At 41.7% G+C, this 26941-nt stretch carries 37 protein-coding genes; 34 read left to right on the top strand and 3 right to left on the bottom strand.

What is annotated here, in order from left to right:
- Positions 1 to 29 precede the first annotated feature (29 nt).
- Both ACFGVS_RS14260 and ACFGVS_RS14255 read left to right on the top strand, forming a co-directional pair.
- Positions 30 to 1769, top strand: coding sequence for an ArnT family glycosyltransferase (locus ACFGVS_RS14260; protein ID WP_439699108.1), 1740 nt, complete (start codon positions 30 to 32; stop codon positions 1767 to 1769).
- A gap of 56 nt (positions 1770 to 1825) precedes the next feature.
- A complete protein-coding gene (locus ACFGVS_RS14255; RefSeq protein ID WP_439699107.1) occupies positions 1826 to 3046 on the top strand; it encodes a serpin family protein in 1221 nt (406 codons plus the stop codon).
- Positions 3047 to 3157: 111 nt separating this feature from the next.
- Here the strand turns inward: ACFGVS_RS14255 and ACFGVS_RS14250 are convergent, their stop codons facing one another.
- A complete protein-coding gene (locus ACFGVS_RS14250) occupies positions 3158 to 5626 on the bottom strand; it encodes a M1 family aminopeptidase (protein ID WP_439699106.1) in 2469 nt (822 codons plus the stop codon).
- A gap of 164 nt (positions 5627 to 5790) precedes the next feature.
- On the opposite strand from ACFGVS_RS14250, the gene ACFGVS_RS14245 reads away from it, so the two are divergent.
- Entirely contained in the window at positions 5791 to 6045 is a 255-nt protein-coding gene (locus tag ACFGVS_RS14245; protein WP_274211874.1) for a type II toxin-antitoxin system Phd/YefM family antitoxin, read from the top strand.
- Position 6046: 1 nt separating this feature from the next.
- A complete protein-coding gene (locus tag ACFGVS_RS14240) occupies positions 6047 to 6307 on the top strand; it encodes a Txe/YoeB family addiction module toxin (protein ID WP_439699105.1) in 261 nt (86 codons plus the stop codon).
- Between the two features lie 78 nt (positions 6308 to 6385).
- Here ACFGVS_RS14240 and ACFGVS_RS14235 read toward each other — a convergent pair whose 3' ends face one another.
- Positions 6386 to 7807: a C45 family autoproteolytic acyltransferase/hydolase gene (locus ACFGVS_RS14235; RefSeq protein ID WP_439699104.1), complete on the bottom strand. Its 1422-nt coding sequence runs from the start codon at positions 7805 to 7807 to the stop codon at positions 6386 to 6388.
- A gap of 554 nt (positions 7808 to 8361) precedes the next feature.
- Between ACFGVS_RS14235 and rplC the strand changes: the two genes are divergently transcribed.
- The 29 genes from rplC to rplQ all read left to right on the top strand — a co-directional run bounded on the left by rplC (position 8362) and on the right by rplQ (position 23724).
- A complete protein-coding gene (gene rplC / locus ACFGVS_RS14230) occupies positions 8362 to 8979 on the top strand; it encodes a 50S ribosomal protein L3 (protein WP_090643368.1) in 618 nt (205 codons plus the stop codon).
- Between the two features lies 1 nt (position 8980).
- Complete coding sequence (rplD, locus tag ACFGVS_RS14225; protein WP_090643371.1) at positions 8981 to 9613, top strand: 50S ribosomal protein L4; 633 nt, start codon at positions 8981 to 8983, stop codon at positions 9611 to 9613.
- A 2-nt stretch (positions 9614 to 9615) separates the two neighbouring features.
- A complete protein-coding gene (gene rplW, locus ACFGVS_RS14220; RefSeq protein WP_090643376.1) occupies positions 9616 to 9906 on the top strand; it encodes a 50S ribosomal protein L23 in 291 nt (96 codons plus the stop codon).
- An 8-nt stretch (positions 9907 to 9914) separates the two neighbouring features.
- Entirely contained in the window at positions 9915 to 10742 is an 828-nt protein-coding gene (rplB, locus tag ACFGVS_RS14215; RefSeq protein ID WP_090643381.1) for a 50S ribosomal protein L2, read from the top strand.
- Positions 10742 to 11008, top strand: coding sequence for a 30S ribosomal protein S19 (rpsS, locus tag ACFGVS_RS14210; RefSeq protein WP_076377419.1), 267 nt, complete (start codon positions 10742 to 10744; stop codon positions 11006 to 11008). The genes rplB and rpsS overlap by 1 nt, the downstream gene beginning before the upstream one ends.
- Positions 11009 to 11014: 6 nt before the next feature.
- Positions 11015 to 11443, top strand: coding sequence for a 50S ribosomal protein L22 (gene rplV / locus ACFGVS_RS14205; RefSeq protein ID WP_337993755.1), 429 nt, complete (start codon positions 11015 to 11017; stop codon positions 11441 to 11443).
- Between the two features lie 6 nt (positions 11444 to 11449).
- Positions 11450 to 12361, top strand: coding sequence for a 30S ribosomal protein S3 (gene rpsC / locus ACFGVS_RS14200; protein WP_090643390.1), 912 nt, complete (start codon positions 11450 to 11452; stop codon positions 12359 to 12361).
- A 48-nt stretch (positions 12362 to 12409) separates the two neighbouring features.
- Positions 12410 to 12832 carry a 50S ribosomal protein L16 gene (rplP, locus tag ACFGVS_RS14195; RefSeq protein WP_090643396.1) on the top strand — a complete coding sequence of 141 codons (423 nt, stop codon included), beginning with the start codon at positions 12410 to 12412 and terminating at the stop codon, positions 12830 to 12832.
- Between the two features lie 125 nt (positions 12833 to 12957).
- Positions 12958 to 13167, top strand: coding sequence for a 50S ribosomal protein L29 (gene rpmC, locus ACFGVS_RS14190; RefSeq protein WP_090643399.1), 210 nt, complete (start codon positions 12958 to 12960; stop codon positions 13165 to 13167).
- Positions 13168 to 13187: 20 nt separating this feature from the next.
- Positions 13188 to 13442 (top strand): 30S ribosomal protein S17, encoded by a 255-nt coding sequence (gene rpsQ, locus ACFGVS_RS14185; protein WP_008506277.1) that lies wholly within the window; start codon positions 13188 to 13190, stop codon positions 13440 to 13442.
- A 1-nt stretch (position 13443) separates the two neighbouring features.
- Positions 13444 to 13812, top strand: coding sequence for a 50S ribosomal protein L14 (rplN, locus tag ACFGVS_RS14180; RefSeq protein ID WP_073405786.1), 369 nt, complete (start codon positions 13444 to 13446; stop codon positions 13810 to 13812).
- 2 nt (positions 13813 to 13814) lie between these two features.
- The gene (rplX, locus tag ACFGVS_RS14175; RefSeq protein ID WP_147052923.1) at positions 13815 to 14159 is read left to right on the top strand and encodes a 50S ribosomal protein L24; all 345 of its coding nucleotides are present in this window, start codon (positions 13815 to 13817) and stop codon (positions 14157 to 14159) included.
- Positions 14159 to 14722, top strand: coding sequence for a 50S ribosomal protein L5 (gene rplE, locus ACFGVS_RS14170; RefSeq protein ID WP_090643407.1), 564 nt, complete (start codon positions 14159 to 14161; stop codon positions 14720 to 14722). The genes rplX and rplE overlap by 1 nt, the downstream gene beginning before the upstream one ends.
- Positions 14715 to 14984 (top strand): 30S ribosomal protein S14, encoded by a 270-nt coding sequence (gene rpsN / locus ACFGVS_RS14165; RefSeq protein ID WP_090643411.1) that lies wholly within the window; start codon positions 14715 to 14717, stop codon positions 14982 to 14984. Before rplE ends, rpsN begins: the two co-directional genes overlap by 8 nt.
- 198 nt (positions 14985 to 15182) lie before the next feature.
- Complete coding sequence (gene rpsH, locus ACFGVS_RS14160) at positions 15183 to 15581, top strand: 30S ribosomal protein S8 (RefSeq protein WP_090643415.1); 399 nt, start codon at positions 15183 to 15185, stop codon at positions 15579 to 15581.
- Between the two features lie 16 nt (positions 15582 to 15597).
- A complete protein-coding gene (rplF, locus tag ACFGVS_RS14155; protein WP_090643419.1) occupies positions 15598 to 16155 on the top strand; it encodes a 50S ribosomal protein L6 in 558 nt (185 codons plus the stop codon).
- Positions 16156 to 16160: 5 nt separating this feature from the next.
- Positions 16161 to 16511 (top strand): 50S ribosomal protein L18, encoded by a 351-nt coding sequence (gene rplR / locus ACFGVS_RS14150; protein ID WP_090643423.1) that lies wholly within the window; start codon positions 16161 to 16163, stop codon positions 16509 to 16511.
- Between the two features lie 12 nt (positions 16512 to 16523).
- A complete protein-coding gene (rpsE, locus tag ACFGVS_RS14145) occupies positions 16524 to 17042 on the top strand; it encodes a 30S ribosomal protein S5 (RefSeq protein WP_090643427.1) in 519 nt (172 codons plus the stop codon).
- Between the two features lie 6 nt (positions 17043 to 17048).
- Complete coding sequence (gene rpmD, locus ACFGVS_RS14140; RefSeq protein ID WP_090643431.1) at positions 17049 to 17228, top strand: 50S ribosomal protein L30; 180 nt, start codon at positions 17049 to 17051, stop codon at positions 17226 to 17228.
- A 4-nt stretch (positions 17229 to 17232) separates the two neighbouring features.
- Positions 17233 to 17679 (top strand): 50S ribosomal protein L15, encoded by a 447-nt coding sequence (gene rplO / locus ACFGVS_RS14135; protein ID WP_090643436.1) that lies wholly within the window; start codon positions 17233 to 17235, stop codon positions 17677 to 17679.
- A gap of 7 nt (positions 17680 to 17686) precedes the next feature.
- Complete coding sequence (gene secY / locus ACFGVS_RS14130) at positions 17687 to 19027, top strand: preprotein translocase subunit SecY (RefSeq protein WP_090643441.1); 1341 nt, start codon at positions 17687 to 17689, stop codon at positions 19025 to 19027.
- 6 nt (positions 19028 to 19033) lie between these two features.
- On the top strand, positions 19034 to 19825 hold the full coding sequence (gene map / locus ACFGVS_RS14125) for a type I methionyl aminopeptidase (protein ID WP_090643445.1): 792 nt from the start codon (positions 19034 to 19036) through the stop codon (positions 19823 to 19825).
- Positions 19826 to 19888: 63 nt separating this feature from the next.
- On the top strand, positions 19889 to 20107 hold the full coding sequence (gene infA, locus ACFGVS_RS14120; RefSeq protein WP_090643449.1) for a translation initiation factor IF-1: 219 nt from the start codon (positions 19889 to 19891) through the stop codon (positions 20105 to 20107).
- 7 nt (positions 20108 to 20114) lie between these two features.
- Complete coding sequence (gene rpmJ, locus ACFGVS_RS14115) at positions 20115 to 20231, top strand: 50S ribosomal protein L36 (protein WP_074487407.1); 117 nt, start codon at positions 20115 to 20117, stop codon at positions 20229 to 20231.
- A gap of 93 nt (positions 20232 to 20324) precedes the next feature.
- Complete coding sequence (rpsM, locus tag ACFGVS_RS14110; protein WP_090643454.1) at positions 20325 to 20702, top strand: 30S ribosomal protein S13; 378 nt, start codon at positions 20325 to 20327, stop codon at positions 20700 to 20702.
- Positions 20703 to 20830: 128 nt separating this feature from the next.
- A complete protein-coding gene (rpsK, locus tag ACFGVS_RS14105; RefSeq protein WP_090643458.1) occupies positions 20831 to 21220 on the top strand; it encodes a 30S ribosomal protein S11 in 390 nt (129 codons plus the stop codon).
- Between the two features lie 64 nt (positions 21221 to 21284).
- Entirely contained in the window at positions 21285 to 21893 is a 609-nt protein-coding gene (gene rpsD / locus ACFGVS_RS14100) for a 30S ribosomal protein S4 (RefSeq protein ID WP_090643461.1), read from the top strand.
- A gap of 95 nt (positions 21894 to 21988) precedes the next feature.
- Positions 21989 to 22981, top strand: a complete 993-nt coding sequence (locus ACFGVS_RS14095) for a DNA-directed RNA polymerase subunit alpha (protein ID WP_090643464.1) — start codon at positions 21989 to 21991, stop codon at positions 22979 to 22981.
- A gap of 197 nt (positions 22982 to 23178) precedes the next feature.
- Positions 23179 to 23724: a 50S ribosomal protein L17 gene (gene rplQ, locus ACFGVS_RS14090; RefSeq protein ID WP_090643470.1), complete on the top strand. Its 546-nt coding sequence runs from the start codon at positions 23179 to 23181 to the stop codon at positions 23722 to 23724.
- An 89-nt stretch (positions 23725 to 23813) separates the two neighbouring features.
- On the opposite strand, the gene ACFGVS_RS14085 is transcribed toward rplQ, so the two are convergent.
- The gene (locus tag ACFGVS_RS14085; RefSeq protein WP_274211877.1) at positions 23814 to 24350 is read right to left on the bottom strand and encodes a GNAT family N-acetyltransferase; all 537 of its coding nucleotides are present in this window, start codon (positions 24348 to 24350) and stop codon (positions 23814 to 23816) included.
- Between the two features lie 544 nt (positions 24351 to 24894).
- Here ACFGVS_RS14085 and dnaK point away from each other — a divergent pair.
- A complete protein-coding gene (gene dnaK / locus ACFGVS_RS14080) occupies positions 24895 to 26796 on the top strand; it encodes a molecular chaperone DnaK (protein ID WP_090643479.1) in 1902 nt (633 codons plus the stop codon).
- Positions 26797 to 26941 lie beyond the last annotated feature (145 nt).

Below are 26941 nucleotides of genomic sequence, written 5' to 3'. Positions count from 1 at the left end.
AGAAAAAACCGCTGAGTTAATAAATTGTTATGTTTTGGCTCAACATAAACGCCTGGCATGGTACAATTGCCTTTTTCTTTACCTTTACGTCATCAATGACCCCCGGCAATAGCACAACCCAAACAAAATGGCTTTACCTGTTTATAGGTACAGCAGTTGCTATGAATTTTACCGGGCTGTTTACCACTATCATGGGCCCCGACCCAAGCCTTTATGCAACCATCGCCAAAAATATGGTGCTACGTAATGATTACGCTGACCTGTATGCCTGGGGTACCGACTGGCTGGATAAGCCGCATTTTCCGTTTTGGATAATTGCTCTTTTTTTTAAATGTTTTGGTTTTAAAACATGGGCCTATAAGTTACCTGCCATATTGTTTATGATGATGGGAGCAGTTTATACCTACTATTTGGCAAAAGCATTATACAATAAACAGATTGCGTTGTGGGCGGTGCCGATATTACTTACCGCGCAGCATATCATCCTATCCAATACCGATGTACGGGCCGAAGCTTATTTAACCGGGCTCATTATTGCATCTGTATATCATTTTTATAAGGCACAAAGCGGCAATAGCATCTGGCACCTGCTGCTGGCCTGTTTGTTTACAGCCTGCGCGGTGATGACAAAAGGGATGTTTGCCCTAATCACCATTGGTGGCGCTATTGTTGGGCATCTGCTTATTACCCGGCAATGGAAACAGCTGTTTCACTGGCGATGGTTGTTGGCGATAGTGCTCGTGCTTATTTTTATTTTGCCCGAGATATGGTGCCTGTACCAACAGTTTGACCTGCATCCCGAAAAGGTTGTATTTGGCCATACCGGTGTATCGGGAGTTAAGTTCTTTTTTTGGGATAGCCAGTTTGGTAGGTTTTTTAATACCGGGCCGATTAAAGGAAGTGGCGATCCATCGTTTTTTATTCATACAACGCTTTGGGCCTTTTTGCCCTGGTCGCTCTTGCTGTTTGTAGCTGTATTCCAGTTCATCAAAAAAGGGGCAAAAAATGTGCAGGCACACGAGTGGTATTGTATCTGTGGGGCTTTACTTACGTTTTTACTATTTTCGGCATCACAATTCCAGCTACCGCATTACCTGAATATTGTATTCCCTTTTTTTGCCATCATTACCGCCCAATATCTTTATGGCCTCGCATCACCTAAAAACACTAAGGCTGTACAAGTCACCCAAACGGTGGTTATAACAATCATGCTGATTATTATAAGCGCTTTAGGCTACTTTTTTAGGCCATCGGCCTTTAACTGGCTAACTGGGGCTATTATTTTGATGTTTGTGCTGTTACTATTGTTTTTGCCCGGCCGCATTTCCACAGGCATGCAGCAAACCATTTTTAAAACAGCACTGGCATCATTTATTGTAAACCTATTTTTAAACCTGTGCTTTTACCCTGCCTTACTGCTTTACCAGGGCGGCAGCGAGGCGGCTATCTACATCAACCATAATAACCCGGACAAACTGCCCGTATATGTAGCTGCCGGCCAGTTTCATGATGATTTCAACTTTTACCTGGACGCTTCTTTTAAAGAAACCAACCCGGAAAATATGGTTAACCTCCCTAATCAGGCAATACTGTATGCCGATGCAGGCTTGTTGAAAGAGTATGTTAAGAAAGGGTTTAATGTAAAGCCACTAAAGATCTTTAAAAGTTACGCAATTACCCACCTGGCCCCGGCATTTTTAAACAAGGCAACCCGCGATAAGGAATTATACGATATGGAGGTAGCCATCATTCAATCGCCAAAAAAATAAAGCAGGTGTAACGTTTAGGGGATAGTTTATCGTAATGTAGATATAAACCTATCATTATGATCCGTAAAACACTTACCATCCTAAGCTTATCACTCGTTGTAATTACCGGCTGTAAGAAAATTGACAGCAAACCCGACAACGGTAAAGACCTTGTATTGACCGCTACAGAGCAGCAAAAGGTTGCTGCGGATAATGCTTTTACCCTTAAATTATTTAAGGCTGCTTTAAATATTAACGGCAATGATAACCTTTTTATATCTCCGTTAAGCGTGAGCATGGCCATAGGTATGACCAGTAGCGGCGCAGCTGGTCAAACCCTGCATGATATCCGCAACACGATGGATTTTAACAATTTTACGGAAGACCAAGTAAATAGTTATTACCACAAAATGATAACCGAGCTGCCGCAACTCGACTCAAAAACCACATTGAAATTTGCCAACTCCATTTGGTATGCCAATAACTTTACCCCGGTGCCTGCATTTTTGCAAACAAATTCTGCTAATTACAACGCCAGGATAGAGTCTGTCGATTTTAAGAATGCAGGCACAAAAGATATTATCAATAATTGGGTAAGTAACGCCACCGACGGTAAGATAGCTAAGATTATAGATAAATCGACGGATGGTGCAATAATGTACCTTATCAACGCCATTTATTTCAAAGGTAGCTGGGCAAACAAATTTGATGCGGCTAAAACCCAGAAAAGTGTTTTTTACCTGCCTTCAGGCAGCACTGTGCAGGCCGATTTCATGAATCAAACTGATGTGCCTTTAAATACCAATATTGTTAACGATGCCCGGGTGTTGGAATTACCTTATAACAATAAGAAATTTAGTATGGTAATAGTAACACCAACTTCTCAGTCGGTACAGGAATATGCAGCCGGCCTCGATTCTGCCAAATGGCAAAGCCTGATGACTGGTTTGTCCGGAAGTTATGTTGATGTAAGCATGCCCAAATTTAAGTTTAGTTATGATAAGGAGCTAAAGGATGTTTTATCAACGCTGGGTATGGCCAATGCATTTAGCGACCTTGCCGATTTTACCCGGATAAATGCTGGCGGTGGCCTCACCATTACCGAAGTAAAACATAAAGCTTATATTGAAGTAGATGAAGAAGGCACAACTGCTGCTGCCGTAACTTCGGTAACTATTGGCCCTACTGCTGTTTTGCCTTACAACTTTAAATTAGATCACCCCTTTATTTTTGCTATTCGCGAAATGAAAACCGGACTGGTATTGTTTACGGGAGTTATAAATGACCCTACAAAATAGAGTCACAAGTACTTAGTCTCAGGTTCTAAGCCAAAAAAGACAAGGAATTTAACTTTTGACTCAAGACTTAGTACTATTAACTTAAAAGTATCTAAAACAGAGTATAACCAATTACTTTGCCTTATTAATTTCGGCGATTGCATCATCAATTGCGCTTGCCGATGCTGTATCGTTTAACCCAGCCCTTTGTGTTTTTAACTTGGTTAATACAGCTATAATTTGAGGGCCAACGTACTTTTTAAATTCAACGCCCAGTTTTTTTATCTCGGTAATCCCCTGCAGTGCATGTTCCTGGCTTTTTATCCTGCCTATGTAAGCAGCAAATTTGTCGGTAAGCTTATACCGTGATTCCTGGAAACGACTCATATAAAACGTGAATATATAGTCCCATTTGTCGTCCCCGGCATTTGCTGTATAAACGGTGAACAGGGCGTTGGTTAAATCTCCTTCATTATCTTTTTCATACAGTGGTGCCAACGTCATAGCCTCGGTGGGGTTTATCTGGTTTATCGCCCACAAAGCGGCACCCTGTACGGTGTACGACTGGCTTTTTAACGCTTGCTTTAATAGTTCAAGGTCGGTGGGTTTTCTATATTTCCCCAAAAGCACAATGGCTTGTGCCTGTGCCAACGGGTTGTCGTCTTTTTGGGCAATGTCAGCAATCAATGGGTACGCCGCAGTGCGGATGGTATCGTTGTCCATGTTTAAAGCCCGCAGGGCTTTAAGGCGTAAACCAAAGTATTTGTCTTTTAAAGCACCAAGTAATATCTTTTGGCCTAACGGTGTTTTTTGCGACGATGTTGCCGCTTCAATAGCCTCGTAACGATCAAGATATAAAGGAGCCTGTTGGTATTGAAATGCATACTCTTCCAGTGTTTTATGATCGGTTTTTTTGGCAAGCAACAGCTTGTCGCCATCAACGTTTACCAGGTCGGGTTTTAACGGTAGGGTGAAAGTTAAGGTATCTGCCTTACTGCGCATCCAAACCTGGTGACGTTCTTTTTTGCCAGCTACGTAAATATCTACCGCAAACGGAAATGTGAAAATTTGCCCGCTTTGGGTTTGTTGCAGGTATATGCTTTGTTTTTTACTGGTTTCATCCCAACTATAGCTAATGTTTAGTTCGGGGTGCCCGGCGCCGTAATACCATTGGTTAAAAAAACAGTTCAAATCAAGTCCGCTGGCCTCCTCCATAGCCAGGCGAAGTTGTTGGGCTTCTGCACTTTTAAATGCATTTGTTGTCAGGTAAATGTTCAGTCCCTTGTAAAAAGCATCGTTCCCCAAATAATGGCGCAGCATATTCAGTATACGGCCACCTTTTTGGTAGGTAACGCCATCAAATACATCCTGGCTATCGTTGTAATAAAAACGCACCAGGTTTTTTGTGGCATTTTGCGTGCTGCCCAGGTAGCCCTGTAAACCCTCCTGGATATGTTCGTCGGCAGCATCCTGTCCGTAGCGGTGTTCGGCCCAAAGTATTTCGCCCAGGTCGGCAAATGATTCATTGAGGGTGAGGTTGCTCCAGCTTTCGGTAGTTACATAATCGCCAAACCATTGGTGAAACAGTTCGTGGATGCTGCCAAAATCGTTATGAATCCGGTCAACCAGTTCGCGTTTGGTGGCCTGGGCGCCTTCGCCGGTCACCATTGCCGTTGTGTTTTCCATGGCTCCGCTTACATAGTCGCGCACGGTAATTTGCGCGTATTTATTCCAGGGATAATCCACCCCGGTAATTTTCGAAAAAAAGCTCATGGCATCCGGCGTAAAGCCAAAAATATCTTTTGCGTAAGGCGCATACTTAGGCTCAACATAGTAGCTTACCTCTTTGCCGTGCCAACTGTCTTTGTAAATCGCGAAATCGCCCACGGCCATCATAAACAGGTAAGGTGCATTGGGCAGTTCCATTTTCCAGGTATCGGTGCGGGTTTTGTCGGCGTTGATTTTTTGTGATGCAAGCCTGCCATTTGATAGGGTGACATATTTTGCAGGAACGGTCATGGCTATTTCGCTGGTTGTTTTTTGATTGGGTTTATCAATGGTAGGGAACCAGACCGATGAGCTTTCCGGCTCGCCTTCTGTCCATACTTGGGTTGGCTTATTTTTTTCTGTTCCATCGGGGTTAATAAAGTACAGGCCTTTCCCGTGTTTACGCGAGGTTTTTAACTCGTTTGGTTTAGCGGTGTAGTCTATGAATAGCGTGTAGCTTTCGTTGTTATGGTAAACCCTATCTAATTTAATGGCAACGGTAAGGCTGTCGTAACTAAATTTAAGAGGATAGTTTTTGCCATTTTTTGCAACCGAAATATTCTTCAAATCCATCCCCTTGGCATCCAGCCTTAATGTATCGGTTGGGTAAAAGTGAGGTTTTAGCGTAAGCCACTCTTTACCGTATAGGTAGCGTTTTTTATAATCAAAACTTACAGCCAGTTTGGTATGTACCATGTCATTGATCTTAGCCGGGGTTTCCTGGTAGGTATTTGCTATTGGGTTTGCAGACTTTTCCTGGGCAAATACCCGGTTAAAAGCGCCAACGTTAGCTAAACCGGCGCAAAACAGCAAGGTTACAAAAAGCTTTTTCATATTCATTCGATTTGATACGAACAAATATATGATATTGTATAGTACTATTTATAACATAGTACTATTTATTAGTAATTTAACTCATTATGTTATTGCGGTAACATAAATGGTTGGTAAATTCAATTTAAAACACTTAAATTTGTACTTAATTAAGTACTTAAACTATGGAGGTTTTAAATTATACAGAGTTTCGGAAAAACCTTGCCCGGAATTTGGATAAAGTGAATGACGATGCCGAGGTTGTTATTGTATCGCGCAGCAAAGGGAAAAACGTTGTGGTTATTGGTTTGGATGAATACAATGCCATAACCGAAACATTACATATTGTTAAAAGTGAAGCTAACAGGAAACGTTTACAGGATGCTATTGACGAAATGGATAGCGGAGCCTTTTATCAGCACAAATTAATAGAGGATTAACTTGGAATTGGTTTGGCAAACCCAAGGCTGGGACGATTACTTGCATTGGCAGCAAGCCGATAAAAAGGTGCTGGAGCGAATTAACGCTCTTATTAAAGAATGCTTGCGTTCGCCATTTAAGGGAATAGGAAAACCTGAGCCGCTAAAAGGAAACTTTGCTGGCTGCTGGAGCCGCAGGATAACCGACGAACACCGTTTGATTTATAAAATTAAAGATGGCAGATTGCATATTTTGCAATGCCGGTACCATTACCATATTTAAAACAAAAAGGCCTTGCAAAGTTTCAAACCTGCAAGGCTTTTTTGTTTTCAGTCATTTTGAATTCTACAAATTCTGATTTTATTGTGCCGCAAACAACGTCCACGGATAGGCTTTCATATCGCGCAAATATTTGGCCTGGTAGTTATATTCGGGATGTTGCTTCAGGAATGGTGCTGCCAGGAAATCATCGCCGCTTGGGTGGCCCATATGTGCCCATAGCTGGAGTTTGCTAACCATATCGGCAGTGGCAACTTTGCCTTGTACGGCGCCCATGGGGTAGTAGGGGCCTTCGCTCCACTCGGGGCAGCCTTTAGGGTCTTTATCAATATGGCCATCAATAACGCAACGGTTTAGCGCGGTTTTATTGTTAAGCGCATCAAAGGTATCGCCTTCAATTGTTTTACCGTTTGCAGCATCCAGTTTGCCTTTGTAATTCACGCAAACCAGTTTTTCCATCCTCAGCTTACGTGCGTTTGGCGAATTGGTTTTATCGTTTACGTTAAAAGTGGTTTCCTGTTTAATCAGGTTCGGGTCGGCAGGGAAGTTTGAGCCTATCATGGCGGTATCTTTTGATCGCCATACTTTCATGGTTTTAAGGCCCAGCTCCAGTTTGGCCACTTCGTTTGTTTTGGTATCGCCAATAAGCCAGTCGTTGGCATAGCCGCCATTATTGTCGGTAGTCATTATTTTTATTACGTCATCAATGCTATTACTATACTGGGCCGCTTTGCGGGCGCGTACAAACTCGGGAGTACGGGTGGTATCAAAACCTTTAAAACCGGTGATGGTAGTTTCGGTTATTACAATGCCGCTGCTGGTTTCTACAAAATCATCGCCGCTATGGATAAAGCCTGGCGCTGTATCCATTAATATATGGTTGCCTTTTTCGGGTACGATATCGGCAATCACATTCCAGCGTTCGCCCACAATATAATCTGTCCAGTTATTATGGCCTATTACTATTTTGCCATCTTTGGTATATTTTCCTGTAGCTATAAAGGCACTGCAATTACCGGGCGCTTTGTTATCGCCGCTACCGGGTTTTACTTTATTCATCAGGCCCGGCACATAATATTGGGCAAGCTCGATATTTGCGTTAAGCGCGGTGATATCCAGGGTATCGTATTTCATCCCTTTGGCCTGTAGGCCTTCGGTAATACCACGAATCTCGTCCTGGTATTCTTTGCCAATCTTATTCCACATAAACCGGGCTGATGCCTTACGGTAAAATGCCCAGTCTTTTTTGCTGGTATTAGGCAGGTAATATTGCATCACCTTTATTAAGGTGTCAATCTCTTTTGAGAGGAGGTAACCATGCTGATAGCCAATATCGGCAGGCGAACCCGCCAGGTGCACGTAAATCCATCCGTTTTTGTCTTCGCGGGAGGCTTTGCCCATGCGGTCATGTACTACGGTTGTTTTTTCTGTGGTTTTTTGCTTGCAGGCAAATAATAGGGTGGTGATAAAGATGATAGAAAGCGTTTGAGCAAATTGTTTCATCGTGTTTAACTGCTTAATTGTTAGATGGATGAATATAGGGAAAGAAAATGGGCTTAGCAACAGAACTTATTTTGCCAATGGGGAAATTACTTTAAGTTAAGCAATTGACAGGATGCTCCAGAGGAGCAAAAGCTTTGTAGCATAAATGGATTAACGTTTTTGCGTGCCAGAGGTACGGAACCTTAGGTGACGTACCTCTGGCACGGAGCTCCATCCCGGGTTTTTTACTACAAAGCTTTTCCCCCGCTGGGGGAGTAATTCCCTAATAAAAAAATCAGGCTCAGGCAAATTTACGCCGACCGTTAAACGGTCATTTTCCTGCGCCCTGCATTGGTGTTTCGGAGATGGAAGTAACACTCCAATTAAATCGCTTAACCCCCAACTAAATACCCCGAAACCTTCCGTTAAAACAACTACATAAAATTTATAAAAAAATAACTCACTAACTATTTGATTATTACTGTAAAGTTTCTATCTTTGCCGTCCCTTTCGGGGGGAATAATATGTCTTGAACGAAGCCCTACTGCTTCGATGGACACAAATAAATTAAAGAAATGTCAGGAATTATTGGTAAAAAAGTAGGAATGACCAGCATTTTCGACGAAACAGGGAAGAATATTCCTTGCACCGTAATCGAAGCTGGCCCTTGCGTGGTAACACAAGTTAAGTCTGTTGATACAGACGGATATGCAGCTGTACAGCTGGCATATGGCGACAAAAAGGAAAAAAACACCTCCGGTCCGTTAAAAGGACACTTCCAAAAAGCCGGTACAACTCCAAAGCGTAAGCTTGTTGAATTCAAAACTTTCGAGGATGAAAAATCATTAGGTGACACTGTTACCGTTGATATTTTTGCCGCGGGAGATTTTGTTGATGTGGTTGGTACTTCAAAAGGTAAAGGATTTCAGGGTGTGGTAAAACGTCACGGTTTTGGTGGTGTGGGTATGCAAACTCACGGTCAGCACAATCGTTTACGTGCGCCAGGTTCCTTAGGTGCGTCATCATGGCCATCGCGTGTATTTAAAGGCATGCGCATGGCAGGTCAAACCGGTAACGTTCGTGTTAAAACACAGAACTTACAAGTGATTAAGGTTTACGCTGAGCAAAACCTGTTGGTTGTTAAAGGTTCCATCCCCGGAGCTAAGGGTTCATTCGTAATAGTGGATAAATAAGATGGAAGTAAACGTATTAAACGTATCAGGTAAAGAAACAGGTGCCAAGGTGCAGCTTCCTGAGTCGGTATTCGGTATTGAGCCAAACGATCACGCGATTTATCTTGATGTTAAGCAATTTTTAGCTAACCAACGTCAGGGTACACACAAATCAAAACAGCGTAACGAAATTGCAGGTTCAACCCGCAAATTATATAAACAAAAAGGTACAGGTGGTGCCCGTGCAGGTAGCGTTAAATCTCCATTATTTAATGGTGGTGGTCGCGTTTTCGGTCCGCAACCACGCGATTACAGCTTCAAATTAAACAAGAAGTTAAAATCACTGGCCCGTAAATCGGCTTTATCATACAAAGCAAAAGATAACAACATTTTAGTATTGGAAGATTTTAATTTTGATAGCATCAAAACTAAAAACTACATTAAAATGGAGGCCGACCTGAATGTTACTAATGACAAAACATTATTAGTAGTAGCAGGCGCCGAAAATAACAATGTGTATTTATCAAGCAGAAACCTGAAGAAAACGAAAGTAATTTCGGTTGAGCAGCTAAACACTTATGATGTGTTAAACGCTGGTAAACTGTTATTAACTACAGGCGCTGTAAAAACTTTGGAGGAAGCATTAGCTAAGTAATTATGGAAATTTTAAAGAAACCCCTACTTACTGAAAAAGTAACTCAATTAACCGAGAAACTTAACCGTTATGCTTTCAAAGTTGATCACAGAGCAAACAAAATTCAGATTAAAGGCGCCATTGAGGCAATGTACGGTGTTAACGTTAAGGCGGTAAACACTATGAAATACGTCGGCAAACTTAAAACTCGCAATACTAAGGCAGGCGCCGTATCTGGCCGTGCTGCTACGTATAAAAAAGCGATCATTACTTTGAATGACGGTCAAACAATTGATTTTTACAGCAATATATAATTATAGAGATGGCAGTAAAGAGATTTAAACCGGTTACCCCCGGTACCCGTTTCAGAGTTGACGTATCTAACTCAGATATTACAACAAACGTTCCTGAAAAGTCGTTGGTTGTATCATCCAACACAAGATCGGGCGGACGTAACAACACCGGTAAAATGACTATGCGCTACTTAGGTGGTGGTCATAAGCAAGCATACAGGTTGATTGATTTCAAACGTAATAAATTTGACATCCCTGCAAAAGTTGCAACTATCGAGTACGATCCTAACCGTTCGGCACGTATAGCACTGTTACATTTTGTTGATGGTGAAAAACGATACATGATAGCTCCGGAAGGCTTAACAGTTGGAACGGTAGTTGTAGCCGGCGAGACAGCTACTCCAGAGGTTGGTAACACCATGCCTTTGAAGAACATCCCGTTAGGTTCTATCATCCACAACATTGAGTTAAACCCAGGCCAGGGTGGTGTAATTGCCCGCAGTGCCGGTACTTATGCCCAGCTTTCGGCGCGCGATGGTAAATATGCCATCATCAAATTGCCTTCAGGCGAAACCCGTATGATATTGTCAACTTGTTTGGCAACTATCGGTACCGTTTCAAATGGCGAAAGAGCAAACGCGGTGTTAGGTAAAGCAGGCCGCAAACGTTGGTTAGGCCGCAGGCCGCGTGTTCGTGGTGTTGCCATGAACCCGGTAGATCACCCTATGGGTGGTGGTGAGGGTAGAGCCTCAGGTGGTCATCCACGTTCACGTAAAGGTTTGTTAGCTAAAGGCTACAAAACTCGTGATAAGAAAAAAGGGTCGGATCGTTATATCATTGAAAGAAGGAAAAAATAATGGCACGTTCAATTAAAAAAGGACCTTATATTGATCATAACCTGGAAAGAAAAGTTCTGACCTTGAATGAATCAAGCAAAAAATCAGTTGTAAAAACATGGTCACGTCGTTCCATGATCTCTCCTGATTTCGTTGGTCACACATTCGCAGTACACAATGGTAACAAGTTTATCCCGGTGTATGTAACAGAAAACATGGTTGGTCACAAGTTGGGAGAATTTGCTCCAACCCGTACATTCCGCGGTCACGCAGAGAAGAAAAAATAACAGGCAATGGAAGCAACAACAAAAATTAAAAAGTCTGTACGAGTAGAGCAGCAAAAAAAAGCGGCTAAAGCCATCGTTGGCGGCCCTGCAGTTGCCAAGTTACAGGACTGCCCAACTTCACCACGCAAGATGCGTTTGGTAGTTGACCTGGTTCGTGGTAAAAATGTATTTTCAGCTTTAAGTATCTTAAAGTTTACTAATAAAGAAGCTGCCATCCGTGTAGAGAAATTATTAGTATCGGCAATTACTAACTGGGAAGCAAAAAACGAAGGTAAAAAAGCCGAAGATCATGGCTTGTTTATTAAAGAAATCTCGGTAGGCGGTGGCCGTCAGCTAAAAAGGTTACGCCCTGCTCCGCAAGGAAGGGGATACCGTATCCGTAAACGCTCAAACCATGTAACACTGGTTGTGGATAGTAAAAACGAAAACAATTAATTTGAAATGGGACAGAAAGCACATCCAATAGGTAACAGATTAGGAATCATCAGAGGTTGGGATTCTAATTGGTTCGGTGGCAATCATTATGCCGACAAATTAGTTGAAGACGAAAAAATCCGCAAATACCTTTCAGCACGTATCGCTAAAGGTGGTGTATCAAAAGTGGTTATCGAACGCACATTAAAACGCATCACTGTAACTATACACACTGCCCGTCCGGGTATTGTGATTGGTAAAGGCGGTGCCGAAGTTGATAAGATTAAAGAAGAGTTGAAAAAACTTACCAAAAAGGAAGTTCAGATCAACATCTTTGAAATCAAACGCCCCGAGCTTGATGCACAATTAGTGGCAGAAGGTATTGCAAAACAATTAGAAGCACGTATCTCTTTCCGCCGTGCCATGAAAACTACTATAGCTTCAACCATGAGAATGGGTGCCGAAGGTATTAAGATCATGACATCAGGCCGTTTAGGTGGCGCCGAGATGGCACGTAGCGAACAATATAAAGAAGGAAGAATTCCTTTGCACACTTTCCGTGCTGATATTGACTACGCATTAGCAGAAGCATTAACTACTTATGGTAAAATAGGTGTTAAAGTATGGATCTGTAAAGGCGAAGTTTACGGCAAACGCGATTTATCGCCAAACATAGGTGGTGCAAGCAGCGCAAGCGGTAAAGGTGGCAGGCCAGATGGTGCACCGGCATTCGGTGGTCGTGATAACGCTCGCGGTGGCGAACGTGGTGGCGAACGCAGAAATGACAGGAAACCAGGTGGCGGCGATCGCAGAGGCGGTCCTGGAGCAGGTGGTCAAGGTGGTCCTCGTGGTGGCGGTAGCCGTCCGGGTGGTCAAGGTGGCAGCCGTCCAGGTGGTCAAGGTGGCGGTAACCGTCCAGGTGGCCCAGGAAAGAGATAATTATAAAATAGAAAGACAAATATCGTAACGATATAAAAGCTTAAGAAAATGCTACAGCCAAAAAGAACGAAGTTCAGAAAGATGCAAAAAGGCAGGATGAAAGGTTTAGCCACTCGTGGTGCTGAACTTTCATTCGGATCTTTCGGTGTAAAATCACTCGAAGCGGCATGGATTACCAGCCGCCAGATCGAGGCTGCACGTATTGCTGTAACACGTTTTATGAAACGTGAAGGCCAGGTGTGGATCAGGATTTTCCCTGACAAGCCTGTAACCAAGAAACCAGCAGAGGTACGTATGGGTAAAGGTAAAGGTGCTCCTGAGTACTGGGTAGCGGTAGTACGCCCCGGAAGGATCATTTTTGAGGCCGAAGGTGTGCCTATGGAAGTTGCTAAAGAGGCTTTGCGCCTTGCAGCACAAAAACTTCCGGTACAAACAAGATTTATTGTACGTAGGGATTACGTAGAAGCATAAATTGGAAGAGTTGAAAAGTTGTAAAGTTTTCACAAGTTGTAAAGTTAGATGCCGAACTTTCAACCATCAAACCAAAACAATACAACGTTGAAACTTTCTACTATTACAACAAATAACACAAGAAGATGAAGAACTCAGAAATTTTGGGACTATCTACAGAAGAACTGGTAGCAAAAATCGGCGAGGAAAGGTCAACCCTTACCAAATTGAAATTTGCTCACGCAGTATCGGCTATCGAGAATCCATCCCGTATAACAAAGGTACGCAAGGGAATTGCTCAGTTAAATACTGAATTAACAAAACGCAAAGCGGCGTCGGCTTCTGAAAAGAATTAATTTTTTAAGCATTCAGAAAAATGGAAAGAAATTTAAGAAAAACACGTACCGGCCTGGTGGTTAGCAATAAGATGGAAAAATCTATTGTAGTGGCTGTTGAGCGTAAAGTGAAACACCCTATCTACGGTAAATTCGTGAAAAAAACCACAAAATTTATGGCTCATGATGAGACCAACACTTGTGGCATTGGCGATACCGTATTGATTATGGAAACCCGCCCGCTGAGCAAGAGCAAAAACTGGAGATTAGTTCAAATTTTAGAAAGGGCTAAATAAGATGGTACAACAGGAATCAAGATTAAACGTAGCCGATAACAGTGGCGCTAAAGAAGTTTTAGTGATCCGCGTGTTAGGTGGTACCGGCAAAAGGTATGCATCTATAGGCGATAAGATAGTAGTAACCGTAAAAAGCGCTTTACCTTCAGGTAACGTGAAAAAAGGTACTGTATCAAAAGCCGTAGTAGTACGCACCAAAAAAGAGATCCGCAGAAAAGATGGTTCATACATCCGTTTCGACGATAACGCAGCTGTTTTGTTAAATAACCAGGATGAGCCAAGAGGCACACGTATCTTTGGCCCTGTTGCAAGAGAACTGCGTGAGAAACAATTTATGAAAATTGTATCATTAGCACCGGAGGTATTGTAATCATGGAAAAGAAAAAAGTTGCAACACCAGGCAAACTGAAAATTCGCAAAGGCGACCTGGTAAAAGTTATAGCCGGCGATTCAAAAGGATCGCAAGGTAAAGTAGTTGAGGTGATAATAGCAAAAAACAGGGCTGTTGTTGAAGGTGCCAATATGGTATCAAAACATACCAAACCTAATGCTGCTAACCCTAACGGCGGAATTGTTAAACAAGAAGCTGCTATACATATTTCAAACCTTGCGCTGGTTGACCCTAAATCAGGTAATACAACCCGTGTTGGCCGTAAATTGAACGATGCCGGCAAATTAGTAAGGGTAGCAAAAAAATCAGGGGAGGAAATTAAGTAATGACTTACGTACCAAGATTAAAAACAAAATACAAGGACGAAATTCGTACCGCACTGAAAGATAAATTTCAGTACAAAAGCGTAATGCAGGTTCCTAAACTGGAAAAAATTGCCATTAACCAGGGTGTTGGCGGTGCTACTACCGATAAAAAACTGATCGAGAACACCATCACCGAGTTAACAACCATCACTGGCCAGCAGGCAGTATCTTCAAAATCTAAAAAAGATATCTCGAACTTTAAATTGCGTAAAAATATGCCGGTTGGCGTACGTGTTACCTTGCGTGACAACACAATGTATGAGTTTTTAGATCGTTTAATCGCTGTTGCCCTGCCACGTATCCGTGACTTTAAAGGCATCAACGACAAAGGTTTTGACGGCAGAGGTAACTATACTTTAGGTATTACAGAGCAAATTATATTCCCTGAGATAAATATTGACAAAATCAATAAAATCCAAGGTATGGATATTACCTTTGTAACCTCCGCAACAAACGATGTTGAAGCATTGGAGTTGTTGAAACAATTTGGATTACCATTTAAAAATCAAAATAGCAATGGCTAAAGAAGGTGTAAAAGCTCGTGAAGTAAAGCGCGCTAAATTGGTTGCTAAATACGCAGAGAAAAGAGCAGCCCTTAAAGAAGCCGGCGATTACGTTGGTTTAGATAAATTACCTAAGGCATCATCTCCGGTAAAATTACACAACCGTTGTAAATTAACCGGCCGCCCACGTGGTTATATGCGTCAGTTTGGTATTTCACGCGTAACATTCCGTGAAATGGCTCTTGATGGCAAAATCCCGGGAGTAAAGAAAGCAAGCTGGTAATTTCAGTAGCAAGTATATAGTATCAAGTAGCAAGACATACCTTGCGAACGGTATTGAAGAGTAGAGGTAGTTAGCATCAGAAAACAAGACAAAATCTTGATACTTGATACTAACTACTTGATACTATAAAAAAGAATTAACCGATGGAAGGTCGCCCCGGATGTTACGGGAAGGAAACCACCATCATAACCCAATAAAATGAATACAGATCCAATCGCAGATTATCTTACAAGAGTAAGGAATGCTATTAAAGCCAACCATAGGGTTGTTGAAATTCCTGCATCAAATCTGAAGAAGGAAATCACTAAGGTGCTTTTCGACAAAGGTTACATTGCCAATTACAAGTTTGAGGAAAATGGTCCGCAAGGCAGCATCAAAGTTGCTTTAAAGTACCACCCGATAACTAAAATTTCTGCTATCCGTAGCATTACGCGCATCAGTAAACCAGGTTTGAGGAAATACGCAGGCATGGAAAAAATGCCAAGAGTATTAAATGGTTTAGGTATCGCCATCCTGTCAACTTCTAAAGGCGTAATGTCTGATAAAGAGGCCCGTCAGCAAAATGTAGGTGGCGAAGTTTTATGCTACGTTTATTAATAGGAGAAATTAAGCAATGTCAAGAGTAGGAAAAGCACCGATAGCAATGCCAGCAGGAGTAACTGTTACCGTATCAGCAGATAATGTTGTTACAGTAAAAGGCCCTAAAGGTCAATTGCAGCAAGCGGTTGATAGCGATATCACCATTGCACAGGAAGATGGTCAGTTACTGGTTCAACGCCCGTCTGATCAAAAACGTCACAAAGCATTACATGGTTTATACCGTGCGCTTATCAACAACATGGTAGTAGGCGTAACCGAAGGTTACAAAATCCAACAGGAATTGGTTGGTGTAGGTTACCGTGCTACCAATACCGGTAATACATTAGATTTAGTGTTGGGTTACTCTCACCACTATGTATTTGAATTGCCAACAGAAATTAAAGTTACAACCACTGCTGATAAGGGTAAAAACCCAACTATCATACTTGAATCAATTGACAAACAGTTAATTGGCCAGGTAGCTGCAAAAATACGTTCGTTACGTACTCCAGAGCCTTACAAAGGTAAAGGTATTAAGTTTGTAGGCGAGATATTGAGAAGAAAAGCAGGTAAATCAGCATCTAAAAAATAATCGTCATGGGAGCTAAATTATCAAGAAGAGACAGGATTAAAAAAGGTATCAGAAAACGCCTTTCAGGATCAACAGAGCGTCCTCGCCTGTCAGTATACAGGAGCAATAAAGGTATTTACGCGCAGATCATTGACGATTTAACCGGTAAAACTATCGTATCAGCATCATCTTTGTCAAAAGATTTTACCGCTGATGGCACAAAATCTGATCAATCAGTAGCCGTAGGCAAACTGGTAGCTCAGAAAGCTATCGCAGCAGGTATTAAAGATGTGGTTTTCGACAGGAACGGTTATTTGTACCATGGTCGTGTTAAGTCACTGGCCGAAGGTGCACGTGAAGGTGGTTTAAACTTTTAATCGAACAGAGAAATGTCAACAATCAACATAAAAAGAGTAAAAACAAGCGAGATCGAATTAAAAGACCGCTTGGTAAGCATACAGCGTGTTGCCAAAGTAACCAAAGGTGGCCGTACTTTCAGCTTTTCTGCCATTGTGGTAGTAGGCGACGAAAACGGTGTTGTAGGTTACGGATTAGGCAAAGCAAAAGAGGTTACCGAAGCCATTGCAAAAGGTATTGATGATGCTAAAAAGAACTTAGTTAAAGTTCCTATTATCAACAACACAATCCCTCACGAGCAAATTGGCAAATTCAGCGGTGGTTTTGTTTTCCTGAAACCAGCAGCAAACGGTACCGGTGTTATCGCGGGTGGTGCAATGCGTGCAGTGTTAGAGTCTGCAGGTATCCACAACGTGTTAGCTAAATCAAAAGGTTCATCAAATCCGCACAACGTGGTTAAAGCAACTGTATCTGCGTTATCACAATTACGTGATGCCCATACCGTAGCACAGCAACGTGGCGTTAGTTTAGGTAAAGTATTTAACGGATAATCAGTCATGGCCAAAATCAAAATAACACAGATTAAGAGCGTGATCGACAGAAGTGAGCGCCAAAAAAAGACTATCGAAGCATTAGGCTTGCGTAAAATTAACCACAGTGTGGAAGTTGAGGCAACTGCAGCTATAATTGGTATGGTTAGAAAAGTTAACCACCTGGTAGCGGTAGAAAATATTTAATATCATGAATTTAAGTAATTTAAAACCTGCAGAAGGTTCTACTAAAAATAGGAAAAGAATTGGCCGTGGTACAGGTTCTGGCCGTGGCGGTACGTCAACCCGTGGCCACAAAGGCGCCGGTTCACGTTCAGGTACAAGCAGCAAGGTAGGTTTTGAAGGCGGTCAGATGCCTTTACAACGCCGTGTGCCTAAGGTTGGTTTTAAAAACCCTAACCGCGTAGAGTATACTGGTGTAAACCTTGATGTATTGCAAGAATTAGTAACAAAATACACACTTGATGTTGTTGATTTTGATACTTTGAAATTACATGGTTTGGTATCACGTAACGACCTGGTTAAAATTCTGGGCCGTGGCGAATTAACTGCCAAATTAGAAGTTAAGGCACATGCATTTACTGCTACAGCTCAAAAAGCTATTGAAGCAGCTGGTGGTACCATAGTTAAGCTATAATTTTAGGATGAAGAAATTTTTCACCACATTATCCAATATCTGGAAAATCGAAGATTTAAGAGTGCGTATTATAAACACACTCTTATTTCTTGCAATATATCGCGTTGGTACTTTCGTTGTTTTGCCAGGGGTTAATCCTGCATTAGTAGCTAACCAGAAAGCAGAAGGATTAGTAGGATTGCTGAATATGTTTGCAGGAGGGGCGTTTTCACATTCGTCTATTTTTGCATTGGGTGTAATGCCTTATATCTCGGCTTCAATTGTGGTGCAATTATTAGGCATCGCGGTACCTTATTTTACCAAATTGCAAAAAGAGGGCGAAAGCGGCCGTAATAAGCTAAACCAGTGGACACGTTACCTAACCATAGGTATAACTGCCCTGCAGGCTATAGGTTATTTAAAATCGCAGATCTCTGCTGATGCGATGATGATCAGTAACCCATTCTTTACTGTTCTTAACATGTTTGTTTTAACGGCAGGTACATTATTTGTAATGTGGCTGGGCGAAAAAATTACAGACAAAGGTATTGGTAACGGTATATCGCTTATCATCATGGTGGGTATCATTGCCCAGTTGCCCGGCGCATTTTTAACAGAATTTAACTCGCGTACCAGTGGTACAGGCGGTTTAATTACATTCATTGTTGAAATTGTGGGTTTAATTGGTGTTGTAATGTTTACTATCCTTATTGTACAGGGTACCCGTAAAATTGCGGTGCAGTATGCTAAGCGTATAGTGGGCAATAAACAATATGGTGGCGTGCGCCAGTATATACCGTTAAAGGTAAATGCTGCCGGTGTAATGCCTATTATATTTGCGCAGGCATTAATGTTTATACCGCAAACTGTACAACAGTTCATGCCAAGCATTTCATCAAACGGTATACTAATTGCGTTATCAAATTATAATTCATGGCAGCATAATACGCTGTTTGGCGTGTTGATCATCCTGTTTACTTACTTCTATACTGCTATTACGGTTAACCCTAACCAGATGGCTGACGATATGAAGAAGAACGGCGGGTTTATTCCGGGTGTTAAACCAGGTAAATCAACTGCCGATTATATAGATGGTGTAATATCAAAAATTACCTTACCAGGGTCTATTTTCCTGGCTATGATAGCAATTATACCGGCAATTGCCAGTTTGGTTGGTGTATCTCCAATCTTCGCAAGATTTTTTGGCGGCACATCGTTAATTATCCTGGTAGGTGTTGTGTTGGATACCTTGCAACAAATAGAAAGTCACCTGTTGATGCGCCATTACGATGGTTTAATGAAAACCGGACGGATTAAAGGACGTACAGCAATGCCTGCTGCTGCCGGAACAAGTCCGACAGCGATCTAATAAGGAATGTCAAAAATAATTTACAAGTCTGCCGAGGAAATAGAGTTGATCCGGGAAAGCGCGCTGCTGGTGTCCAGAACACATGCAGAGGTTGCTAAAGTAATAGGCCCGGGTGTTACTACTATCGAACTCGACAGACTTGCTGAAACCTTTATACGTGATAACGGCGGTATCCCCGCTTTTTTAAACTACGGCGGGTTTCCCTACTCCCTCTGCATATCATTAAATGACCAGGTAGTTCATGGTTTCCCCGGAAAACATGTACTGGTAGAAGGTGATTTAGTTTCTGTTGATTGCGGTGCTATATTAAACGGTTTTGTAGGCGACTCGGCTTATACTTTTGCTATTGGCGAAGTAAGCGACACAGTAAAAAAACTCATGCGGGTAACCCGTGAGTGTTTGGACCTTGGAGTTGCTAAAGCTGTTGCAGGCATGCGGATAGGTGATATAGGCTACGCGATACAGGAACACGCCGAGAAAAATGGCTTTGGAGTTGTTAAAGAGCTGGTAGGGCATGGTGTGGGGGTTAAACTTCACGAAAAGCCCGAGGTGCCTAATTACGGTAAACGTGGATCGGGTATTAAGCTTGAAGAGGGGATGGTGATTGCCATTGAACCGATGATAAACGCCGGCCGCGCCGGTGTTAAGTTTTGGGATGATGGATGGACTGTATCAACTGTAGATAAGAAAGCATCTGCTCATTATGAGCATACTGTTGCTATAGGTAAAGGAAAACCTGACATTTTATCAACGTTTGAGTATGTTGATAATGTTTTAAAAGAAAAGAATAATAATTAAATAATTTTTATTAATTTTGCATCCCGGTTTTAGGGCGGATAATTAAGTAAAAATCAACAAAATATGGCTAAACAATCTTCGATCGAACAGGACGGTACAATTAGAGAGGCATTGTCAAATGCAATGTTCAGGGTTGAGCTGGAGAACGGTCATGAGATTATAGCCCATATTTCGGGCAAGATGCGTATGCACTATATCAAAATTTTACCTGGCGACAGAGTAAAATTAGAAATGAGTCCGTACGATTTGAGTAAGGGTAGAATAACCTATAGATATAAATAAAAAAGAGATGAAAGTTAGAGCATCCATTAAAAAACGCAGCGCAGATTGTAAGATCATTCGCCGTAACGGGAAACTTTACGTTATTAACAAGAAGAATCCTAAGTACAAACAACGCCAGGGCTAAGAACAATTAATTTTGAATTAGTGAATTAGTGAGTTATTGAATTAAAAATCATCTCGCACAATCACTAAATCACTAAATCACTAAATAAAGAATATGGCAAGGATATCAGGTATTGATTTACCAAAGAATAAAAGAGGAGAAATCGGACTTACTTACATTTTCGGTATAGGCCGCTCAACAGCTCAAAAGATTTTGACTGAGGCAGGTATCGATTTTAATACAAAAGTACAGGACTGGACCGATGAGCAGTTAGCCTCAATCCGTGGAATCATCAACGATCAGATTAAAGTGGAAGGTTCACTTCGTTCAGAAGTGCAATTGAACATTAAACGTTTGATGGACATTGGTTGCTACCGTGGTACACGTCACCGTAAAGGTTTACCATTACGTGGTCAGCGTACTAAAAACAACTCACGTACCCGTAAAGGAAAACGTAAAACAGTTGCTAACAAAAAGAAAGCTACTAAGTAGTAAATAACGATTGGTTAGCGGCGGGTAGTTATATACTTTAAGCTTACCAGGAATAAAAATTATAATCACGATTAGTGGGTCAGGGTTATTCTATAACCCAGTAATTCATTAATTCAATAATTAAAAAAATGGCTAAAAGTAAAAAAGTTACCAAAAAGCGCATTGTGATTGTTGAGCCTGTTGGCGAAGCACACATCAATGCTACTTTTAACAACATCATCATTACCCTTACCAACAAAACCGGACAGGCTATTTCATGGTCATCTGCAGGTAAAATGGGTTTCAAAGGTTCAAAAAAGAACACTCCTTATGCTGCCGGTCAGGCTGCTGCCGATTGCGGTAAAGTTGCTTATGACTTTGGTTTGCGTAAAGTAGAGGTGTTTGTAAAAGGCCCTGGTGCTGGTCGTGAGTCGGCTATCCGTACTTTGCAAACTGCAGGTATCGAAGTTACCACTATAAAAGACATTACACCGCTTCCACACAATGGTTGCCGTCCGTCAAAAAGAAGAAGAGTTTAATTAACAGATTTTAAAGCTAAGATTCTACAGCTACAGGCTGTAAGATACTTTAAAAATACACAAAATGGCCAGATATACAGGACCTAAGTCCAAAATTGCACGTCGTTTCCGTGAGCCGATCTTCGGTCCGGATAAAGCGTTAGAACGTAAAAACTATCCACCGGGAATGCATGGCGCTTCAAAACGTCGTGGAAAACAATCTGAGTATTCAACTCAGTTAATGGAGAAACAAAAAGTTAAATACACTTATGGTGTATTAGAGCGTCAGTTCGAAAACTTGTTTCACCGCGCTTCGGCTAAAGAAGGTATCACAGGTGAAAACTTGCTGAAATTCTTAGAAGCCCGTTTAGATAACGCTGTTTATCGTTTGGGTATATCACCTACACGTTCAGGCGCCCGTCAGTTGGTTAACCACAAACACATTAATGTTAACGGTGCTGTTGTAAACATCGCATCATATGCATTAAAAGCTGGTGACGTTATCTCTGTACGTGAAAAATCTAAATCATTAGAAGCTATTACTACATCAGTAGCAGGCAGAAGAATCAACAAATACAGCTGGTTGGAGTGGGATGCAAATACCTTAACAGGTAAATTCCTTAACTATCCTAACCGCGATGAAATTCCTGAAAACATTAAGGAGAACCTAATCGTCGAGTTGTATTCAAAATAATAAAAATAATTATCCATGGGATGGTTGGCATATTCTGTCAATCATTTTCGTGGTTAAAATCATTTCAATTAGTAAACAATAAATAAAGGATATAAATGGCAATTTTAGCATTTCAAAAACCAGACAAGGTTATCATGCAAAAAGCAAATGATTTTGATGGTACGTTTGAATTTCGTCCGTTAGAACCAGGTTTTGGTGTAACCATTGGTAATGCTCTGCGTCGTATCTTACTTTCATCACTCGAAGGTTATGCAATTACTTCAGTACGTTTTTCGGGAGTAACGCATGAGTTTTCAACCATCAAAGGTGTTGTTGAAGACGTAACCGAGATCATCTTGAACCTTAAACAGGTTCGTTTTAAAAAGACTGGTGAATCTGGCGACAGCGAGAAAATATTTGTTATTATAAATGGCCAGGATGCTTTTAAAGCCGGAGACATTACTAAATTCTCCAACAACTTTACAGTATTAAACCCTGATCTGGTTTTATGTAACATGGACTCATCAGTAACGCTTGAAATTGAGCTTACTGTTGGTAAAGGCCGTGGTTACGTGCCGAGTGAAGAAAACAAAAACCCTGATGCAAATGTTGGCGTTATCGCTATCGATTCTATCTATACGCCGATAAAGAACGTTAAATATACCATCGAAAACTATCGTGTTGAGCAAAAAACCGACTATGAAAAATTAGTATTAGATATTGCTACCGATGGTTCTGTTCATCCTGAAGATGCTTTGAAGGAAGCTGCAAAGATCCTTATCCAGCACTTTATGTTGTTCAGCGATGAAAACATGATGTTAGAAGCGCAGGCTAAAGAAGAAACTAAAGAAGTTGACGAGGAAATTTTGCACATGCGCAAGATTCTTAAAACTGAATTGGTTGATCTTGACCTTTCTGTACGTGCATTAAATTGCCTTAAAGCTGCAGATATCCGCAGCCTGGCCGATTTAGTATCGTACGATGTTGCTGATATGTTAAAGTTCAGGAACTTTGGTAAAAAATCACTGACTGAAATCCAGGACCTGGTTAAATCAAAAGGTTTATCTTTTGGTATGAACCTGTCTAAATTTAAGTTAGACGAAGAATAAGTCGTTAAATCTTGAGTTCTGAGTGTTGAGTTTATCTCTGTCACTCGGGACTCAAGTCATTTATAGGGTAGTTGGTTTTTTAGGGTTTTAAACTCACTACTCATCACTTAAAACTCAATACTATTAAATAGCGAAGGCATAATTCCGAAGGCTTGAGTAAATCGCCGGACGGTATGCACGTGAAATAATTTAAAACAATGAGACACGGAAACAAAAACAATCACTTAGGCCGTACTACCAGCCATCGCAAGGCGATGCTGTCAAACATGGCAACTTCGCTTATCCTACACAAGCGTATTACTACAACATTAGCTAAAGCAAAAGTTTTGCGCGGTTATATCGAACCACTTTTAACTAAATCAAAAAGCGATACTACTCACTCTCGTCGTACAGTGTTTAGCTACCTGCAAGATAAAGATGCTACAACTATCCTTTTCCGCGAGATTGCTGAGAAGATTGCTAACCGCCCAGGTGGTTACACCCGTATCATCAAGTTAGAAAACCGTTTAGGTGACAACGCCGAAATGGCGATCATCGAGTTAGTAGATTATAACACTGTTTACGGTGTTGATACTGCCGCAACTGCTAAAAAATCAACACGTCGTCGTGGTGGTTCAGCAAAAGCTAAAACAGCAGCACCAGTTGCAGCTGAAGAAGCAGTAGTTGTTGAAGAAGCTAAAGAAGCACCAGTTGCTGAAGCGCCTGCAGCCGACGCTCCGGAAACTGAAGAAAAAGGAGAATAATTATTCTTTTTTTTAGATATAAAAACGCCCTGTTCATTTGAGCAGGGCGTTTTTTTTGACATGATAATTGGAATGCGTGGATGACGGATTTATAAACCAGATGGCGGTTTGGTGAGTTTGTATGTCAGCAATCCTTCTATCTCCTCCATCTGCTCAAGGCCACACTTGTCCATTAGCCTGCGCGATGGCAGGTTATCGGCATAAGTATGCACAATAATGGCTTTTACAAACGGATGCGTAAATGCCCATTTAATCATCGCCTGTATGGCCTCTGTAGCGAAGCCCTTGTTGTGCTGGTTGGCATCAATCATGTAGCCTATTTCTGCTTCGCCGTTTTCGTTTGGATAGCCCGCAAAGCCCATGCCACCGACGGATGTGTTTGTGCTTTTAAGCACCAGTTCCCAATCGGTATACCATAGGTATTTGTCGGGATAGGCGAGGGTATTGGGCAGCCAGAAGTTGTCCAATGCATCAATGATTTCGGCATAATAAAATGGATCAACGAGCATAAAGGACGGTGTCAGTCCCATGGAAATTTCCATCAGCGTGCGGTCCTGGCGTAGCAATAAAAGTTGCTGATGTGTTAACGGTATCAGTGTTAACCGTTCAGATTCTAAATAAAACATTTGATTTGTTTAGGAATTAAATAACAATAGTAAACCGGTTCTCTTTTTTAAAGTGAAGGTTAAGCTTTGCGGGCAAAGCTTTTGTTATACAATTCCAGGCGTAGTGATTAGCCTGATTTGATTTGTGAGTAACAGAGGCGTCTTGTTTGTTGGGATAAAGATGGGAATTTAGTTTGTAAATAACTAATAATGGAAACGTTGTTGGCGACGCAGAATTTGCGTTAGGGGTAGTAGCGGATACCGGCCCCGAGCCTAAGGCCGTGTGTGCGTATGAGCGGATGACCCGGCCGTAGGCAACGCCATTGTTGGTTGAATGATGAGGGATTGTTTATACACTCAAATGTTATTCACTTACCACCTTTCGCCTTTTACCTTTCTCCTTTCACCTCCAACGAAGCGATTTCTGCCAACCTGTCACCACAGTTTATGACTTTTCTGACGCAATAATTGTCATCCTGACCATATGCCCTGCCAAACGGGTTTGGCACAAACGTTGATAAATAGGAGTTGTAGTAAATTAATAAAATCAAGAAAAAACAATCATATGTCTAAAATAATTGGAATCGACTTAGGAACAACCAACTCCTGCGTGTCTGTAATGGAAGGTAACGAACCTGTAGTTATAGCAAATAGCGAGGGAAAACGTACTACGCCATCCGTTGTAGCTTTTATTGATAACGGCGAGCGTAAAGTTGGTGATCCGGCTAAACGTCAGGCAATCACTAACCCTACAAAAACCATTTCGTCTATCAAACGCTTTATGGGTAACCAGTTTAACGAAGTTACCAGCGAGGCTGCACGCGTACCTTACAAAGTGGTTAAAGGTGATAACAACACCCCACGTGTTGAAATTGGCGACCGTAAATACACTCCACAAGAGATTTCGGCCATGATTCTTCAAAAAATGAAGAAAACTGCCGAAGACTTTTTAGGAACTGAAGTTACTGAAGCCGTTATTACTGTACCTGCTTACTTTAACGATGCACAACGCCAGGCAACTAAAGAAGCCGGTGAAATTGCAGGTTTAAAAGTTCGCCGTATTATTAACGAACCTACTGCTGCTGCCTTAGCTTATGGCTTTGATAAAGCACACAAGGATATGAAAATTGCGGTATTTGACTGCGGTGGTGGTACGCATGACGTATCAATCCTTGAATTAGGTGATGGTGTATTTGAAGTAAAATCAACCGATGGTGATACGCACTTAGGTGGTGACGACTTTGACCAGGTAATTATTGACTGGTTAGCTGACGAGTTTAAAAGCGACGAAGGTATCGATCTGCGTAAAGATCCAATGGCTTTGCAACGTTTAAAAGAATCGGCCGAAAAAGCTAAAATTGAGTTGTCAAGTTCTGCACAAACAGAAATTAACTTGCCATACATTACCGCTGCCGATGGTATGCCTAAACACCTGGTTAAAACTTTAACCCGTGCTAAATTTGAGCAACTGGCAGATAGCCTGATTAAACGTACTATTGAGCCTTGCAAAACAGCATTGAAAAATGCCGGTTACAGCACATCAGATATCGACGAAGTTATCCTGGTAGGTGGTTCAACCCGTATCCCTGCTATTCAGGAAGCTGTTCAGAAATTCTTTGGAAAAACTCCATCAAAAGGTGTTAACCCTGATGAAGTTGTAGCTATCGGTGCTGCTATTCAAGGAGGTGTATTAACAGGTGAAGTTAAGGATGTGTTGTTGTTAGATGTTACCCCGCTTTCATTAGGTATAGAAACTATGGGTGGTGTAATGACCAAATTAATTGAGTCGAACACAACTATCCCAACTAAAAAATCTGAAACTTTCTCAACTGCCAGCGATAGCCAGCCATCTGTTGAGATCCACATATTACAGGGTGAGCGCCCAATGGCTGCGGGTAACCGTACTATAGGCCGTTTCCACCTGGATGGCATTCCACCAGCACCTCGCGGTGTGCCTCAAATCGAAGTAACATTTGATATTGATGCCAACGGTATATTGCATGTATCTGCTAAAGATAAAGCAACAGGTAAAGAGCAAAAAATCCGTATCGAAGCTTCTTCAGGTTTAACTGACGCCGAGATCAAAAAGATGAAGGATGAAGCTGAAGCTAACGCAGATGCCGATAAAAAAGCACGTGAAGAAGTTGAAAAACTTAACGGTGCTGATGCCCTGATCTTCTCGACAGAAAAACAACTGAAAGAGTATGGCGATAAAATTGGCGCTGATAAAAAAGCTCCAATCGAAGCTGGTTTAGCTAAGTTAAAAGAAGCTTACGCTGCTAAAAACTTTGATGCTATTGAAGCCGCTCAAACTGAACTGAACGCTGCATGGGCAACCGCATCTGAAGAGATGTACAAAGGTGCTGCAGATGGTGGTCAGCCTCAGCCGGAAGCTAACGCAGGCGCACAAGATCATGGCGACACCGTAACTGACGTTGACTTTGAAGAAGTAAAAGACGAGAAATAATATTAAATTTCGTTAAATTAAATACAATACAAGGGCCCGGTTGAAGAAATTCAGCCGGGCTTTTTTGGGCGATAATTTTTGTCCTTTCATAGCATGACGAGAGGTGCATCATTTAATCTTGTTCCTCCTGTCATTCTGAGGTACG

It is taken from the genome of Mucilaginibacter sediminis (assembly GCF_051903035.1).
GTDB lineage: Bacteria > Bacteroidota > Bacteroidia > Sphingobacteriales > Sphingobacteriaceae > Mucilaginibacter.
Note: the sequence above shows the minus strand (reverse complement) of the source record. Positions and strands in the feature narration are given on the sequence as shown.